The organism is Rhodanobacter thiooxydans, assembly GCF_021545845.1.
Taxonomy (GTDB): Bacteria; Pseudomonadota; Gammaproteobacteria; order Xanthomonadales; family Rhodanobacteraceae; genus Rhodanobacter.
The window spans coordinates 2,734,037-2,746,866 of record NZ_CP088923.1; the positions used below are offsets into that span (position 1 = coordinate 2,734,037).

At 67.4% G+C, this 12,830-nt stretch carries 10 protein-coding genes; 2 read left to right on the forward strand and 8 right to left on the reverse strand.

Annotation, left to right across the window (positions count from 1 at the left end; translation table 11 throughout):
- The first annotated feature begins 141 nt into the window (after positions 1–141).
- Positions 142–1,941 carry an aminopeptidase P family protein gene (locus tag LRK53_RS12325; protein ID WP_027492305.1) on the forward strand — a complete coding sequence of 600 codons (1,800 nt, stop codon included), beginning with the start codon at positions 142–144 and terminating at the stop codon, positions 1,939–1,941.
- 86 nt (positions 1,942–2,027) lie between these two features.
- Here LRK53_RS12325 and LRK53_RS12330 read toward each other — a convergent pair whose 3' ends face one another.
- The 6 genes from LRK53_RS12330 to LRK53_RS12355 all read right to left on the reverse strand — a co-directional run bounded on the left by LRK53_RS12330 (position 2,028) and on the right by LRK53_RS12355 (position 8,315).
- Positions 2,028–3,008: a PLP-dependent cysteine synthase family protein gene (locus LRK53_RS12330; protein WP_235642185.1), complete on the reverse strand. Its 981-nt coding sequence runs from the start codon at positions 3,006–3,008 to the stop codon at positions 2,028–2,030.
- On the reverse strand, positions 2,980–3,330 hold the full coding sequence (locus LRK53_RS12335) for a carboxymuconolactone decarboxylase family protein (RefSeq protein ID WP_027493453.1): 351 nt from the start codon (positions 3,328–3,330) through the stop codon (positions 2,980–2,982). The genes LRK53_RS12330 and LRK53_RS12335 overlap by 29 nt, the downstream gene beginning before the upstream one ends.
- Before the next feature lie 30 nt (positions 3,331–3,360).
- Positions 3,361–3,576: a hypothetical protein gene (locus LRK53_RS12340; RefSeq protein ID WP_027493452.1), complete on the reverse strand. Its 216-nt coding sequence runs from the start codon at positions 3,574–3,576 to the stop codon at positions 3,361–3,363.
- Between the two features lie 57 nt (positions 3,577–3,633).
- Complete coding sequence (gene lipA, locus LRK53_RS12345; protein ID WP_027493451.1) at positions 3,634–4,611, reverse strand: lipoyl synthase; 978 nt, start codon at positions 4,609–4,611, stop codon at positions 3,634–3,636.
- 108 nt (positions 4,612–4,719) lie between these two features.
- Positions 4,720–7,458 (reverse strand): putative bifunctional diguanylate cyclase/phosphodiesterase, encoded by a 2,739-nt coding sequence (locus tag LRK53_RS12350; protein ID WP_027493450.1) that lies wholly within the window; start codon positions 7,456–7,458, stop codon positions 4,720–4,722.
- 80 nt (positions 7,459–7,538) lie between these two features.
- Positions 7,539–8,315 (reverse strand): iron-containing redox enzyme family protein, encoded by a 777-nt coding sequence (locus tag LRK53_RS12355; protein ID WP_027493449.1) that lies wholly within the window; start codon positions 8,313–8,315, stop codon positions 7,539–7,541.
- A 399-nt stretch (positions 8,316–8,714) separates the two neighbouring features.
- Between LRK53_RS12355 and LRK53_RS12360 the strand changes: the two genes are divergently transcribed.
- Positions 8,715–11,012: a nitric-oxide reductase large subunit gene (locus tag LRK53_RS12360; protein WP_027493448.1), complete on the forward strand. Its 2,298-nt coding sequence runs from the start codon at positions 8,715–8,717 to the stop codon at positions 11,010–11,012.
- 312 nt (positions 11,013–11,324) lie between these two features.
- Here the strand turns inward: LRK53_RS12360 and LRK53_RS12365 are convergent, their stop codons facing one another.
- A complete protein-coding gene (locus LRK53_RS12365; RefSeq protein ID WP_027493447.1) occupies positions 11,325–12,209 on the reverse strand; it encodes a patatin-like phospholipase family protein in 885 nt (294 codons plus the stop codon).
- A gap of 112 nt (positions 12,210–12,321) precedes the next feature.
- Complete coding sequence (locus tag LRK53_RS12370; protein ID WP_027493446.1) at positions 12,322–12,750, reverse strand: VOC family protein; 429 nt, start codon at positions 12,748–12,750, stop codon at positions 12,322–12,324.
- Between the last annotated feature and the right edge of the window lie 80 nt (positions 12,751–12,830).

Genomic DNA, 12,830 nt, shown 5'->3' on the forward strand with positions numbered 1-12,830 from the left:
AGCAGCCGTGCTGGAAATTGGCATTTTAGCCGCAGAAGCGTCGCACTGCGAGATGGCGCAACGGAATTCGTCGCGATCGGTTCATTTCCGACGCCCTTGCAATGGATGAAACGGCCGCACAGCGCCTGCTAGCATGGCCGGATGAACAACCCCGTCCCCGCCCGCCTCGCCGCCCTGCGCGCGGCCATGCAGCAGCACGGCATCGCCGCCGTACTCGTTCCCAGCGCCGATCCGCACCTGTCCGAATACCTGCCCGCCCACTGGGCCGCGCGCGAATGGCTGTCCGGTTTCACCGGTTCGGCCGGCACCCTGGTCGTCGGCCGCGAGCAGGCCTGGTTGTGGACCGACTCGCGCTATTTCTCGCAGGCCGAGCAGCAACTGGCCGGCAGCGGCATCAGCTTGATGAAGCTGCGCGTGCCGCACACGCCTGAACACCTCGAATGGCTGCAGCAGCATCTGCACGACGGCGACGTGCTGGCCGTGGCCGGCGACAGCGTGGCGGTGGCTACCCGCAACCAGATCGAACGCCGGTTGGCCGACACCGGCGCCTCGGTGCGCACCGACCTGGACCTGCCCGGCACGGTCTGGACGGACCGCCCGGCGCTGCCGCAGGCGCCGGTGGTCGAGCACGAGCTGGTCTGGGCCTGCATCCCGCGCGCCGACAAGCTCGCCCGCCTGCGCAAGGCGATGCACAAGCTCGGCGCCACCCACCACCTGCTGTCCAGCCTGGACGACATCGCCTGGCTGACCAACCTGCGCGGCAGCGACGTCGAGTGCAATCCGGTGTTCCTGGCCCACCTGCTGGTGCAGGTCGATGGCCGCGCCACGCTGTTCGTGAGCCGCGCCAAGCTCGGCGACGCGCTGGTGGCGAAGCTGGCCGCTGACGGCATCGCCATCGCCGACTACGCCTCGATCACCTCGACGCTTGAGGAACTGGGTGTGGACAACCGCCTGCTGCTGGACGACGGCCGGGTGGTCAGCGCGATCGCCGCGGCAATCCCGCCAGAAGTGACCCGGATCGAGGCGGCCAACCCGAGCACCGCGTTCAAGGCGGTCAAGAGCGCCGCCGAGCTGGAGCACATCCGCGACGTGATGCGCCGCGACGGCGCCGCCCTGGTGCGCGCGTTCCGCCGGCTGGAGCAGCGCCTCGCCGCCGGCATGACGGTGACCGAGCTGGACGTCGACACCCTGCTCCACGAGGAACGCTCGGCCCAGCCCGGCTGGGTCGGCGAGAGTTTCGCCACCATCGCCGGCTACCAGGCCAACGGCGCGCTGCCGCACTACCGCGCCACGCCCGAATCACACGCCACGCTGCAGGCCAGGGGTCTGCTGCTGGTCGACTCCGGCGGCCAGTACCTGGGCGGCACCACCGACATCACGCGCGTGCTGGCGCTGGGCGAGACCACGCCGGAACAGCGCCGCGACGCCACCCTGGTGCTGAAGGGCATGATCGGGTTGTCGCGCGCGCGCTTCCCCAGGGGCGCCAGCGGCCCGCAGCTGGATGCACTGGCGCGCGCGCCGCTGTGGGCCTCGGGCATGGATTACGGCCATGGCACCGGCCACGGCGTGGGCTACTTCCTCAACGTGCACGAAGGGCCGCAGTCGATCCGCCCGCCGGTCGCCGGCGGCGCGCTGGTGGCGCTGGAGCCGGGCATGATCAACTCGATCGAGCCGGGTCTGTACAAGCCCGGCCGGCACGGCATCCGCCACGAGAACCTGGCGGTGGTGGTCGAGGCCGACCGCACCGAATTCGGCGAATTCCTCGCCTTCGAGACGCTGACCATGTGTCCGTTCGACCGCCGCGCGCTGGAACCGAGCCTGCTCAACCCGGAGGAACGCGCCTGGCTGGACGACTACCACGCCAGCGTGCGCGCCGCACTCAGCCCGCTGCTGGACGACGCCGACCTGGAATGGCTGAACCGCCACTGCGCGCCGCTGTAGGCATGTTGTAGGAGCGCACCCTGTGCGCGATGCTCTTCGTCACGGTGGGGAAAAGCATCGCGCACAGGGTGCGCTCCTCCGTCGCTTCAGCGGAAGTGCGTGGCGTCCACGTCGACGGCGACCGGCTGCATGAAGTACTCGTGCAGGTATTTCTCGCCTTCGTCGCAGAACACCGTCACCACGGTCTTGAGCTCCGGGAAGTTCTGCCGGATGCGCTTGGCCGCCAGCAGGTGCGCGCCGGAACTCGGACCGCAGAACAGTCCGTAGCTGCGCGCCAGCCGCTTCATCTCGCTCACCGCATCGGCGCTGAACACGCTCAGCACCTCGTTCACCAGTCCGGCATGGCGCTGGAAGATGCCCGGCACGAAGCCGTCGGAAATACCCTCGATGGTATGCGCGGCGATCTCGCCGCACAGGATCGTGCAGGATTCGGACGGCTCCATCGCAAACAGCCGCACGGCCGGGTTGGCCGCGCGGAATGCCTGGCCCACGCCGATCAGCGTGCCGCCGGTGCCCACGCCCAGCACCAGCGCGTCGGGCACGCGACCTGCCGGCAGCTGGGCGAGGATTTCCGGACCGAGGATCAGCCGGTTCTCCTCCACGTTCCACTCCGACTCGAACTGGCTCGGCGCGAAGTAGCCGGGCTGCTGGCCGAGTTCACGCGCGCGCACCAGCGCCTCGTTGACATGGAAGTTGCCGCAGAACAGCACGTCGGCGCCGTACGCCCGCGAGATCGCCACGCGCTCGCTGGACATGCCCTCGGGCATCACCACCAGCATGCGGTAGCCCTTCACCGCCGCCACCATCGACAGCGCGTTGCCGGTGTTGCCGCTGGTCGCCTCGACGATGGTGTCGCCGGGCTTGAGCAAACCTTCCCGCTCCGCCCGCTCGACCATGTACTTGGCGATGCGCGCCTTGATCGAGCCCGAGGGATTGAGGAACTCGATCTTGGCGTAGACGCCCTCGATCTCCAGCAGCGGCGTGTCGCCCACCGCATCGAGGATGTTGTCCGATACCGTGCTGAACCGCGCGGCCATTTCAGCCCGCCCCATGCGCGTCGTGCGCATGCTGCATCACGTCCAGCGCCAGCGTCGAGTGCGCGTAGGCGCCACCGGCGCGCATCTCGGCGGCCACCCAGATGGCCTCCATGATCTGCTGTTCGCTGGCGCCCTGCTTCAAGGCTCCGGCCGTATGTCCCTTGATGCAGTAGGGGCACTGGGTGACATGCGCCACCGCCACCGCGATCAGCTGCTTGGTGACGGCCGGCAGCGCGCCGTCGGCGAACACCGCGGCGCTGAACGCCTTGAACGCGTCCAGCGGCGCGGGTGCCAGTTCGCGCCGCTTGCGCGCCAGTTCTGCGGTCGACTGCGGGTACATCGTCGTGTCCATGCCATCCTCCTCGATGAATCAGGTGAAAACTCAATGCCGCGTCGACACCGTGCCCAGCACCCAGCTCGGCGGGTCGCTGGCCGGGAAGCTCTGGGCGAGCTCGTCGTCGATGCGCCGCTCCCACGCCAGCGCCGATTCATCGGCTTCCAGTGTGGGCGGCCTGCGGCCAGACGCAGCCACGGCGCCGGCGGAATCCGGCCCGACCAGCGAGCGGCGGGGGAGACGATGTGCAATGGAAGGAAACATGAGTACCTCCTGATGTCGGTGGACATCGAAGCATTGGACCGGCCCGTCGCGCCCAGGTCACAGTCCCAGGTTGTTGTGCTCCAGTACGCGTTCGGCGCGATAACTCGAACGAACCAGCGGTCCGGCGACCGCCTCCACGAAACCCTTGCCGAGCGCCAGTTCCCGGTAATGGCGGAATTCGTCCGGCGTGACGAAACGCTGCACTGGCAGGTGGTGCGGGCTGGGCCGCATGTACTGACCCAGCGTAACCAGGTCGACGTTGGCGCCGCGTATATCGTCCAGCGTGCGCTCGATCTCCGCGTCGGTCTCGCCCAGGCCCAGCATCAGGCTGGTCTTGGTCAACGTCTGCGGCGCGTGCCGCTTGGCGAAGGCCAGCACGCCGAGCGTCTGCGCGTAGCCGGCGCGCGGGTCGCGCACGGCATGGGTCAGCCGCTCCACCGTCTCGATGTTCTGCGCATAGGTGACCAGGCCGGCGTCGAGCACGGTCACCACGGCGGCGTGGTTGCCGGCGAAGTCCGGGGTCAGCGCCTCCACCGCCGCCTGCGGCGCGCGCTGGTGGATCGCCCGCACGCAGGCGGCGTAGTGCGCTGCACCGCCGTCGGCGAGGTCGTCGCGATCGACCGAGGTCAGCACCACGTACTTCAGCCCCATCAGCGCCACCGCGTCGGCCACCTGCAGCGGCTCCAGCGGATCGAGCCAGCCCTGCGGGTTGCCGGTGCTGACCGAGCAGAACTTGCACGCGCGCGTGCACACCGAGCCCATCAGCATCAGCGTGGCCGTGCCGCGGCCCCAGCACTCGGCGATATTGGGGCACTTGGATTCGGCGCACACGGTGTTGAGCTGGTGCGTGCGCACGATGTCGGCCACTTCTTCGTAGTGCGCGCCGCTGGGCAGCTTCACGCGCAGCCACGGCGGCTTGCGGCCGACGTCGGGCTCATGGCTGTGCGTATTGGGCTTCTGCCCGCCCTTTACCGCGCGGGTGCCCTGCGGGCTGGTGAATTTGCTGCCGTCGGGGACTGAATGACTGCTGGACATGAAGGAAGATGCGTGGCTGGCGGGACTGCAGCCAGTGTCCTGCGCCGCGCCGCCGCCTGCCCTGATGCACATCAAGGCAGCCGGGCCGGCGCCATGCAGGGGCACCGATCAACTGCGCTTGGGCGGCACCAGCTTCAGCCGCGTCGGCACCGGTGGCTGGCTCGGGCACAGCAGGTGCTGCACCTCCTCGGGCGGCAGCGGGTAGGAGTACAGGTAACCCTGCCCCTCGATGCAGCCGCTGCGCAGCAGGAAATCATGCTGCGCCTCGGTCTCGATGCCCTCGGCGATGGTGGTCAGGCCGAGGCTCTTCGCCATCGCCAGGATCGCCCCGGCGATCGCCGCGTCATTGCTGTTGCCGGGCAACCCGATGATGAAGGAGCGGTCGATCTTCAGACAGGTCACCGCCGGCAGCTTGAGGTAGGCCATCGAGGAATAGCCGGTGCCGAAATCGTCGATGGCCACCGCGATGCCAAGCGTGTCCAGGGTCTGCATGGTGCGCTCGATGTCGTCGCCCAGGCGCAGCATCGCGCTCTCGGTGATCTCCAGCAGCAGGCGCCGGGGCGCCAGCCGCCGCGACTGCAGGTTGCGGCTGATCCCGTCGACGAAGGCCGGGTGGCCGAACCAACGCGCCGAAATGTTCACCGCCACGCGGATCGGCGGTACGCCGGCCAGGTCCCAGGCCTGGATCTGCGCACAGGTGGTCTGCATCACCCATTCGTCGATGCGGCGGATCAGGCCCAGGCTCTCTGCCACCGGGATGAACTCGGCCGGCAGCACCTCACCGCGCTCCGGATGCTGCCAGCGCAGCAGCGCCTCCACCGCCACGATGCGGCCGCTGCGCAGCTCGACGCTGGGCTGGAACACCAGCTGGAACTCGTTGCGCGCCAGCGCCTGACGCAACTCGGCGGCCAGCTGCAGGCGCCGGCGGGTGTCGGCGTGCATCATCGGCGTGTAGAAGCGGAACGCATTGCGTTCCTCGGTTTTCGCCGCGTACATCGCCGCGTCGGCGTTCGCGATCAGCGCCAGCGCATTGTCGCCGTCCAGCGGATAGCCGGCCACGCCGATGCTGGCGCTCAGCACGATCTCGTAGTCGTCCACCAGGAACGGCTCGGACAAGGTGGCGAGCAGCCGGCTGACGATGGTCCTGCCGTCTTCGCGCAGGATCAGCCGCGGGATCAGCACGGTGAACTCGTCGCCGCCGATGCGCCCGGCCACGTCGCCTTCGGACAGCTGCCGGCGGATCCGTTCGGCCACCTTGACCAGCAGGCGGTCGCCGATCGCATGGCTGTAGCTGTCGTTGACGATCTTGAACGCATCCAGGTCGATGAACAGCACCACCACCGCCAGCCGCTCGCGTTCGGCCACCGCGATCGCCTCGGCGCAGTGCCGCTCGAACTCCGCGCGGTTGGCCAGGCCGGTCAGCGGATCGTGCCGCGCCATCTGTTCCAGCCGGCGCTGGTTCGCCTTCGCCTCGTGGATGTCGGTGAGTACGGCGACGTAGTAGACCACCTGGTCATTGGCATCGCGGATCGCGCTGAGGCTGAGGTGCTCGGGATAGCTGCTGCCGTCGCTGCGCGTGCTCAGTACCTCGCCCATCCAGTTGTGGCCGGCCGCCACGCTGTCCCAGATCGACGGCGGCAGCGGCTGGCCGCCGGGCAGGCGGCGGGTGTCGTCGAGGCGCTTGCCGTGCAGCGCCTGGGCGGTAAAACCGGTCAGCTCGGCATGCGCCGCATTGGCCGAAATCACCTGCCGCGCGGCATCGGCGATGAGCACGCCTTCGGCGATGCTGGCCAGTGCCTCAGCGGCGATGCGCCGATCACGCTCCAGCGCCACCCGCTCGGAGATGTCGCGGATGATCGCCTGGCGCACCGGCTGGCTGCCCCAGTTGACCAGGCTGGTCTGCGTTTCCACCGGACGGGTGCGGCCCTTGGCCCCGAGCAGCACGTTGGCAGCGGCCTGCCCGGTTTTCTGCCCCGCCATGGATTGCATGAACAGGTGCACGAAGCGGTCACCGACCAGTTCGCCCGCGCTGCGTCCGGTCCACGCCGAAGCGGTGCGGTTGACGTCCAGGATCCGCCCGCTGGCCTCGTCGACCATCACGATCGCATCGGCGGCGCTGTCGAACAGCAGGCGGTAGCGCTCCTCGCTGCCGCGAATGCTGGCCAGAGTGCGGTGCGCCATATCCAGCCATAGCAGGACGGCAATGCAGGCGGCGCTCAATACGCCAATGAACAGCATGTGACCCATCCACGTCGTGCCATGGGCCACTTCGAGTGAAAATCGGTTGGCCTTCGGCTCGATCGAATCGTTCAGGGCATGAATGCGGCCACGCTGGATGGCTGCCTGTTGAACCGAAATGGCCCCGGCGGCATATGTGCGCTCCAGCTCCTTGGCAATGGCGGCAAGTTGGGCAATCTCCACGTCGCTGGAGCGCCATGCCGCCAGTGCATCACGCAAATAAGGCGCTCTGGAAAAATGCTCCAGCACGAAAATCATGCCAGGCTTCGCCGTCGGCATGACGTTGCCATGGACAAACGCCCTGTCCACCACTGCCTGGTCGAAATACCCCGACGCAATCTCGTCTCGCGCCAGCCGATCGGAGTCGAGGGTGGAGTAATTCCGCCAGAACCCGGCAAGATCGGCGGAATTGCCGGTGACCGCATAGCCATCCAGGGCAATGACCGCCTGCTTCTGCGCTTTGGACCAGACACTCTCGCTGTTGAGAAACCCAGCGAGAGTGACCTGGGTCTGCAGGGCAAACCACGTCAGCCCGAGGATCATGGCCAACATCACCACCAGCGCATAGGCCAGCGGCAGCATGCGTCGTGACAAAGGTTGCTGCAACATGGGGGATGCCTTGCGCATGCGCAAAGTTATCTCATGCCTGACCCGTCAATGGAACGCCTTGCCCCATGTCCCGATGACCGTCAGGCAGCCACTTCCTTCATCAAGGTGGATGGGCTGCGTGCCTGCATGCAGAGATCGCCAACGATCCGCATACTCGTATAGCTTCTGCGGACGCACTCGCCCAGATGAGTCACCTCGTCAATCTTCGGCGTCCTGCCCAGCAGTGTGCAGACTATCTCCAGTGCCTCCCACGGGTGGATGTCGTCGTAGGCCGCGTGCAGTTGAAGCCAACGCAGGCTGCCGGTCCTGGTTCTGGGGGGAAAGCTCTCGGCGTAAGCGGTGCTTTCATAGATGGGCCGCGACCATTCACCGGTCACTCCTTCGATCGCATAGTTGGTGGCGATCATTCCCGCTGCCAGCGTCCCGATGGTGCTGATTTCCTCACACCAGTTGGCCAGAGTCTGCGTGCCATGCGGGGGCCGTGCACTCAGCACCTCCTCGCGAGGCACGCCGGAGCCTTCTGCCCAGGCAAGCCAGTATTCCGCATGATTCTGTTCGACCCGGATATTGCGCACCAGCCAGCGGCGTGCCATGTCGTCGCCAAGGCTGCGTCCGTATCGGGTCTTCAGCAGATTCAACGCCATGAAACTCGGAAAGCGCTCAATGAACGGCCAGACCCCCACCATGAAACTGGCGGTGGAGGTCTGGCCAAGCCGAACTTCCCGCATCATCGCCCACAACTCATGATCCAACACGCTCTGCTTGGTGCTTTCGCAGTCGGCCACCATGTCCTGTGCCCACTGCGGGTAGCTGCCCAGTTCGGTCAACGGGCCGGTGCGCTCAAAAGGGGTATGCATGTGATTTTTCCTCGGTCGTCAATGGTGCTGCAGTGGACTGCAGCGTCGATGGCCGGCCCGGAAGGCAGAAGCTCCGATACCGACCGCCATCCGGCATCGCGGTGATGCCGAAACTCTCTGGTGCATGACCCTGGTGGCGGCGCCCCTTGCGTACGCGGTCGGAGCCGTGGCCGCCGCCGGCGCCGTGCAAGGCCATGGCGGCGCTTCACACCCGGCTCCATCCCCCGATCGATGCCAGTGCGGCACAGCCTTCACACGTCCTGCACGGAAAGAAGAAAAAGCTTGCCGCGGCCATCCTGAGTGAATCCACAGCAGACACGATCCGGTTCCAGCACGGGCGGCGACTGCGTCCCCGATACCGCCCGATACTCGCCCACACATCGCGGAAGAGGAAGCACCATGAGCATCGCCGCCCAGCCATTGACTGCGGAAGATCCGGAACTCTCCCCCTGGTGGCTGCGAACGGTGCTGATCGTGATGGTGCTGGGCTTCGCCGGGCTGCTCGCGATCACCACGCTGGCCTACCGCAATGCTCCACCGATTCCTGCCCATGTGGTGGACGTGCAGGGCAACCAGTTGTTCAGCGGCGACGACATTCGCGACGGCCAGGCGGTTTTCCTGAAATACGGCCTGATGGACAACGGCAGCATCTGGGGCCACGGGGCCTATCTCGGTCCGGACTACTCGGCCGCGGCGCTGCACCGCATCGGCGAGGACGCTACCGATGCCATCGCGCAGCAGCAGTATCACCAACCGCTGGCCGAACTGGCGCCGGCCCGGCAGGCGGCGGTGCGCGCGGAGACCGCGGTGGAACTGAAGACCAATCGCTACGATCCGGCCAGCGACACGCTGCAGCTGACCGCACCGGAGGTGACGGCGTACCATCAGCAGGTTCCCCACTGGACCGACTACTTCCTGCACCCGGAACGCAACGGCGGGCTCAAGGCCGGGCTGATCACCGACCCGACCGAACTGCACCAGTTCACCGCGTTCGTGACCTGGGCGGCCTGGGCCTCGGTGGCGAACCGCCCCGGCGAGAACTACTCCTACACCAACAACTTCCCCTACGACCCCGCCGTCGGCAACACACCGGTGCCAGGGGCGCTGCTGTGGAGCGCGCTCAGCCTGATCGTGCTGCTGGCCGGCATCGCCGTGGTGCTGCTGATGTTCGGCAAGTTCGACTACCTCGGCTGGATCAGCCGCGGCCAGCACATCCACCCCCACCTGCTGCCGGGCGTGGCCGGTCCCGGCCAGCGCGCACTGGTGAAGTTCTTCATGGTGGTGGCGCTGCTGTTCCTGATGCAGACCCTGGTCGGCGGCGCGGCGGCGCATTACCGCGCCGACCCGGGCAGCTTCTACGGCTTCCAGCTGGAAACGATCTTCCCCAGCAACCTGATGCGTACCTGGCACCTGCAGACGGCGATCTTCTGGATCGCCACCGCCTACGTGGCCGCTGCGCTGTTCCTCGGCCGCACGCTGCGCAGCGACGAGCCGCGCTGGTTCGCGCCGTGGGTGCACCTGCTGTTCGGCGCATTCGTGGTGGTGATCGGCGGCAGCCTGCTCGGCGAGTGGCTGGGCATTTCGCAGGTGCTCGGCAAGTGGTGGTTCTGGCTGGGCAACCAGGGCTGGGAGTTCCTGGAGCTGGGCCGCCTCTGGCAGTTGCTGCTGGTGGTCGGCCTGCTGGTCTGGTTCGCCATGGTGTGGCTGCTGGTGCGCACGCGTTCGCTGGCCAATCCGGAGTCGAAGCCGCTGGTGAAGATGTTCCTGTTCGCCACGGTGGCGATCCCGGTGTTCTACATCCCCGCGCTGTTCTTCGGCGCCAAGACGAACTACACCGTGGTCGACACCTGGCGTTTCTGGATCATCCACCTGTGGGTCGAGGGCTTCTTCGAGTTCTTCGCCACCACCGTAGTGGCGCTGACCTTCTACCAACTGGGGCTGACTCGCCGCAACGTGGCGCTGCGGGTGATCTACCTGGACGGCATCCTGTACTTCCTCGGCGGCCTGATCGGCACCGGCCACCACTGGTATTTCACCGGGCAGACCAGCGTCAACATGGCGATGTCGGCGATGATCTCGGTGCTGGAGGTGGTGCCGCTGACCCTGCTCACGCTGGACGCCTGGGACTTCGTGCGCACCACCCGCGGCCAGTGCGACATCTGCGGCAAGTCGGTGGCGGTGCCGCACCGCTGGACGTTCTACTTCCTGATCGCGGTGGGCGTGTGGAACTTCATCGGCGCCGGTATCTTCGGCTTCCTGATCAACCTGCCGATCGTCAGCTACTACGAAGTCGGCACGCAGCTCACGCCGAACCACGGCCACGCCGCGATGATGGGCGTGTTCGGCATGCTGGCGCTGGCGCTGATGGTGTTCACGCTGCGCCAGACCAGCAGCGACGAGCGCTGGGCCGGCATGGAGAAATACGTGCGGACCGGCTTCTGGGGCACCAACATCGGCCTGGCCATGATGGTGGTGTTCAGCCTGTTCCCCAGCGGCGTGCTGCAGGTGTGGGACGTGATCCAGCACGGCTACTGGCACGCCCGCGCGTTCGACTACATCGGCAGCCCGCGCTCGCACCTGATCGAATGGATGCGCCTGCCTGGCGACCTGGTGTTCATCATCTTCGGCGCGATCCCGCTGACCATCGCCGCGATCAAGGGTTGGCTGGGCGTACGCGCGACGCCGTCATCCGGCTGAACCGGCACCGGCGGGCCGGATCGGCCGCGGCGCACTTCGCAGTACGCCGCGCCCGGCCCTCGGGGGCTCACTTGTGAAGAAAACCACATCCTGTGGTTTTCTTCAGTCGCGAGTCCGGTACACGCCCGGACTCGCGCACATGAAACAGTCACTGGCGTGATTGTTTCATGTCCGGCCATCGGGCAACCGCTCCCTGCGTTGCCTCAACTCGGGCATCGGGCAACTGCTCCTGCGTTGCCTCAACTCGGGCATCCATGCCCTCGCCGTGGCCTCGCCGTGGCCGGCCTGAGAGGTTGAAAAAATCACAACCTCTCAGTCGTGATGCTCGCGCAGCTGCGGCGGAATCCTGGCCTGCTCCAGCCCGCCCTGCTCAAGCCAGCGCCGGGTCTCGGAGCGGGCGCGGGCAATCAACCTGGCCGCCGCGGAGTAGTCGTACGGTGAAACGTCGAGCGGACACAGGCTGGGCACGATGCGCAGCTCCACTGCGGTACCGGCAAAGCGCTCGGCGTCATACACCAGTTGCCGCGCCACCAGCAGACTGAGCGCATGCATGGCGCGTGCGATCGCACCCGGCGGCGCCCGTTCCAATGCGCAGGCGAACCCGGTGGGCAGCACGATCACCCGCGTGGCGCCAAGCCCGACCGCGGCCGAGATCGGCGTGTTGTTGGTTACCCCGCCATCGACCAGCCAGCGCGTGCCGATGCGCACCGGCGGATACACGCCGGGAATCGCGGCACTGGCCAGCACGGCATCCACCGCCGCACCGGCGGACAGCAACACCTCCTGGCCATTCAGCATGTCCGACGCCACCAGGTGTACCGGCAGCGCCGCGTCTTCCAGCTGCCGGTAAGGCAGGTGGCGCTCGAGCAGGCGCCGCAGCCCGGACGAATCCACCAGATGGTCGCGCCGGCGCAGCAGGCCGAACACGCTGCCCAGGTTGAACGGCAGCACGTCGCTGCGCTTCAGCGCGCACCAGATCCGCTCCAGCTCGCGCGCACCGGTGTTCGTCGGGTCGCCGGCGAAGTACGCCGCGTTGATCGCGCCGGCCGAGGCGCCGACCAGGAATGCCGGCGTCTCACCCCAGTCGAGCAGGGCCTGCAGCATGCCCACCTCGATCGCGCCGAGGCTGCCGCCGCCGGCCAGCACGAAGGCCGTGCGCCGCTGCGCACTCCCGACGGTCGGTTTCGCCTCTGCCATCTCGGCCACCTGCATGCGTCGATATTACGGCGCGCCCGGTCATCTGACGCATGCCGCAGTGGCAGGTTCCTCGCGCGGGCCCGCGGCAGGCCATCCCGTTGTCGTTGCGCCGTCAGCCGGCCGGCGTGTTCGGCACCATCACCATCCACGACACGCCGAAACGGTCGACCAGCATGCCGAAGCTGGAGGTGAAGAAGGTCGCCATCAGCGGCTGTTGCACCTCGCCTTCATCGGCGAGCGCATCGAACATGCGCTTCGCCGCGGCGTCGTCATCGGCCGAAAGCGCCAGCGAGAACCCGTCGAACTCGGGCGCGCCGCCGCTGTAGCCGTCCGAGACCAGCACCTGGCTGGCGCCGATCTGCAGGCAGGCGTGCATCACCTTGTCCGCCGGCAGCTGCGTGCCGTCCGGGCACTGGGCGGAGCCTGCGGGGCCGTCGCCGTAGCGCATCAGCATGACCACCTCGGCGCCGATCGCCCGGCGGTAGAACGCAATGGCCTCTTCGCAATGGCCGTCGAAGAACAGGTAGGGCTGGACTTGCATGGGGGTGACCTCGTCGTCGGGTGGGCAAAGCGGAGCCGGCGCACCGGCTCACTGGGACACGACGAACGGCCCGCCCGCCA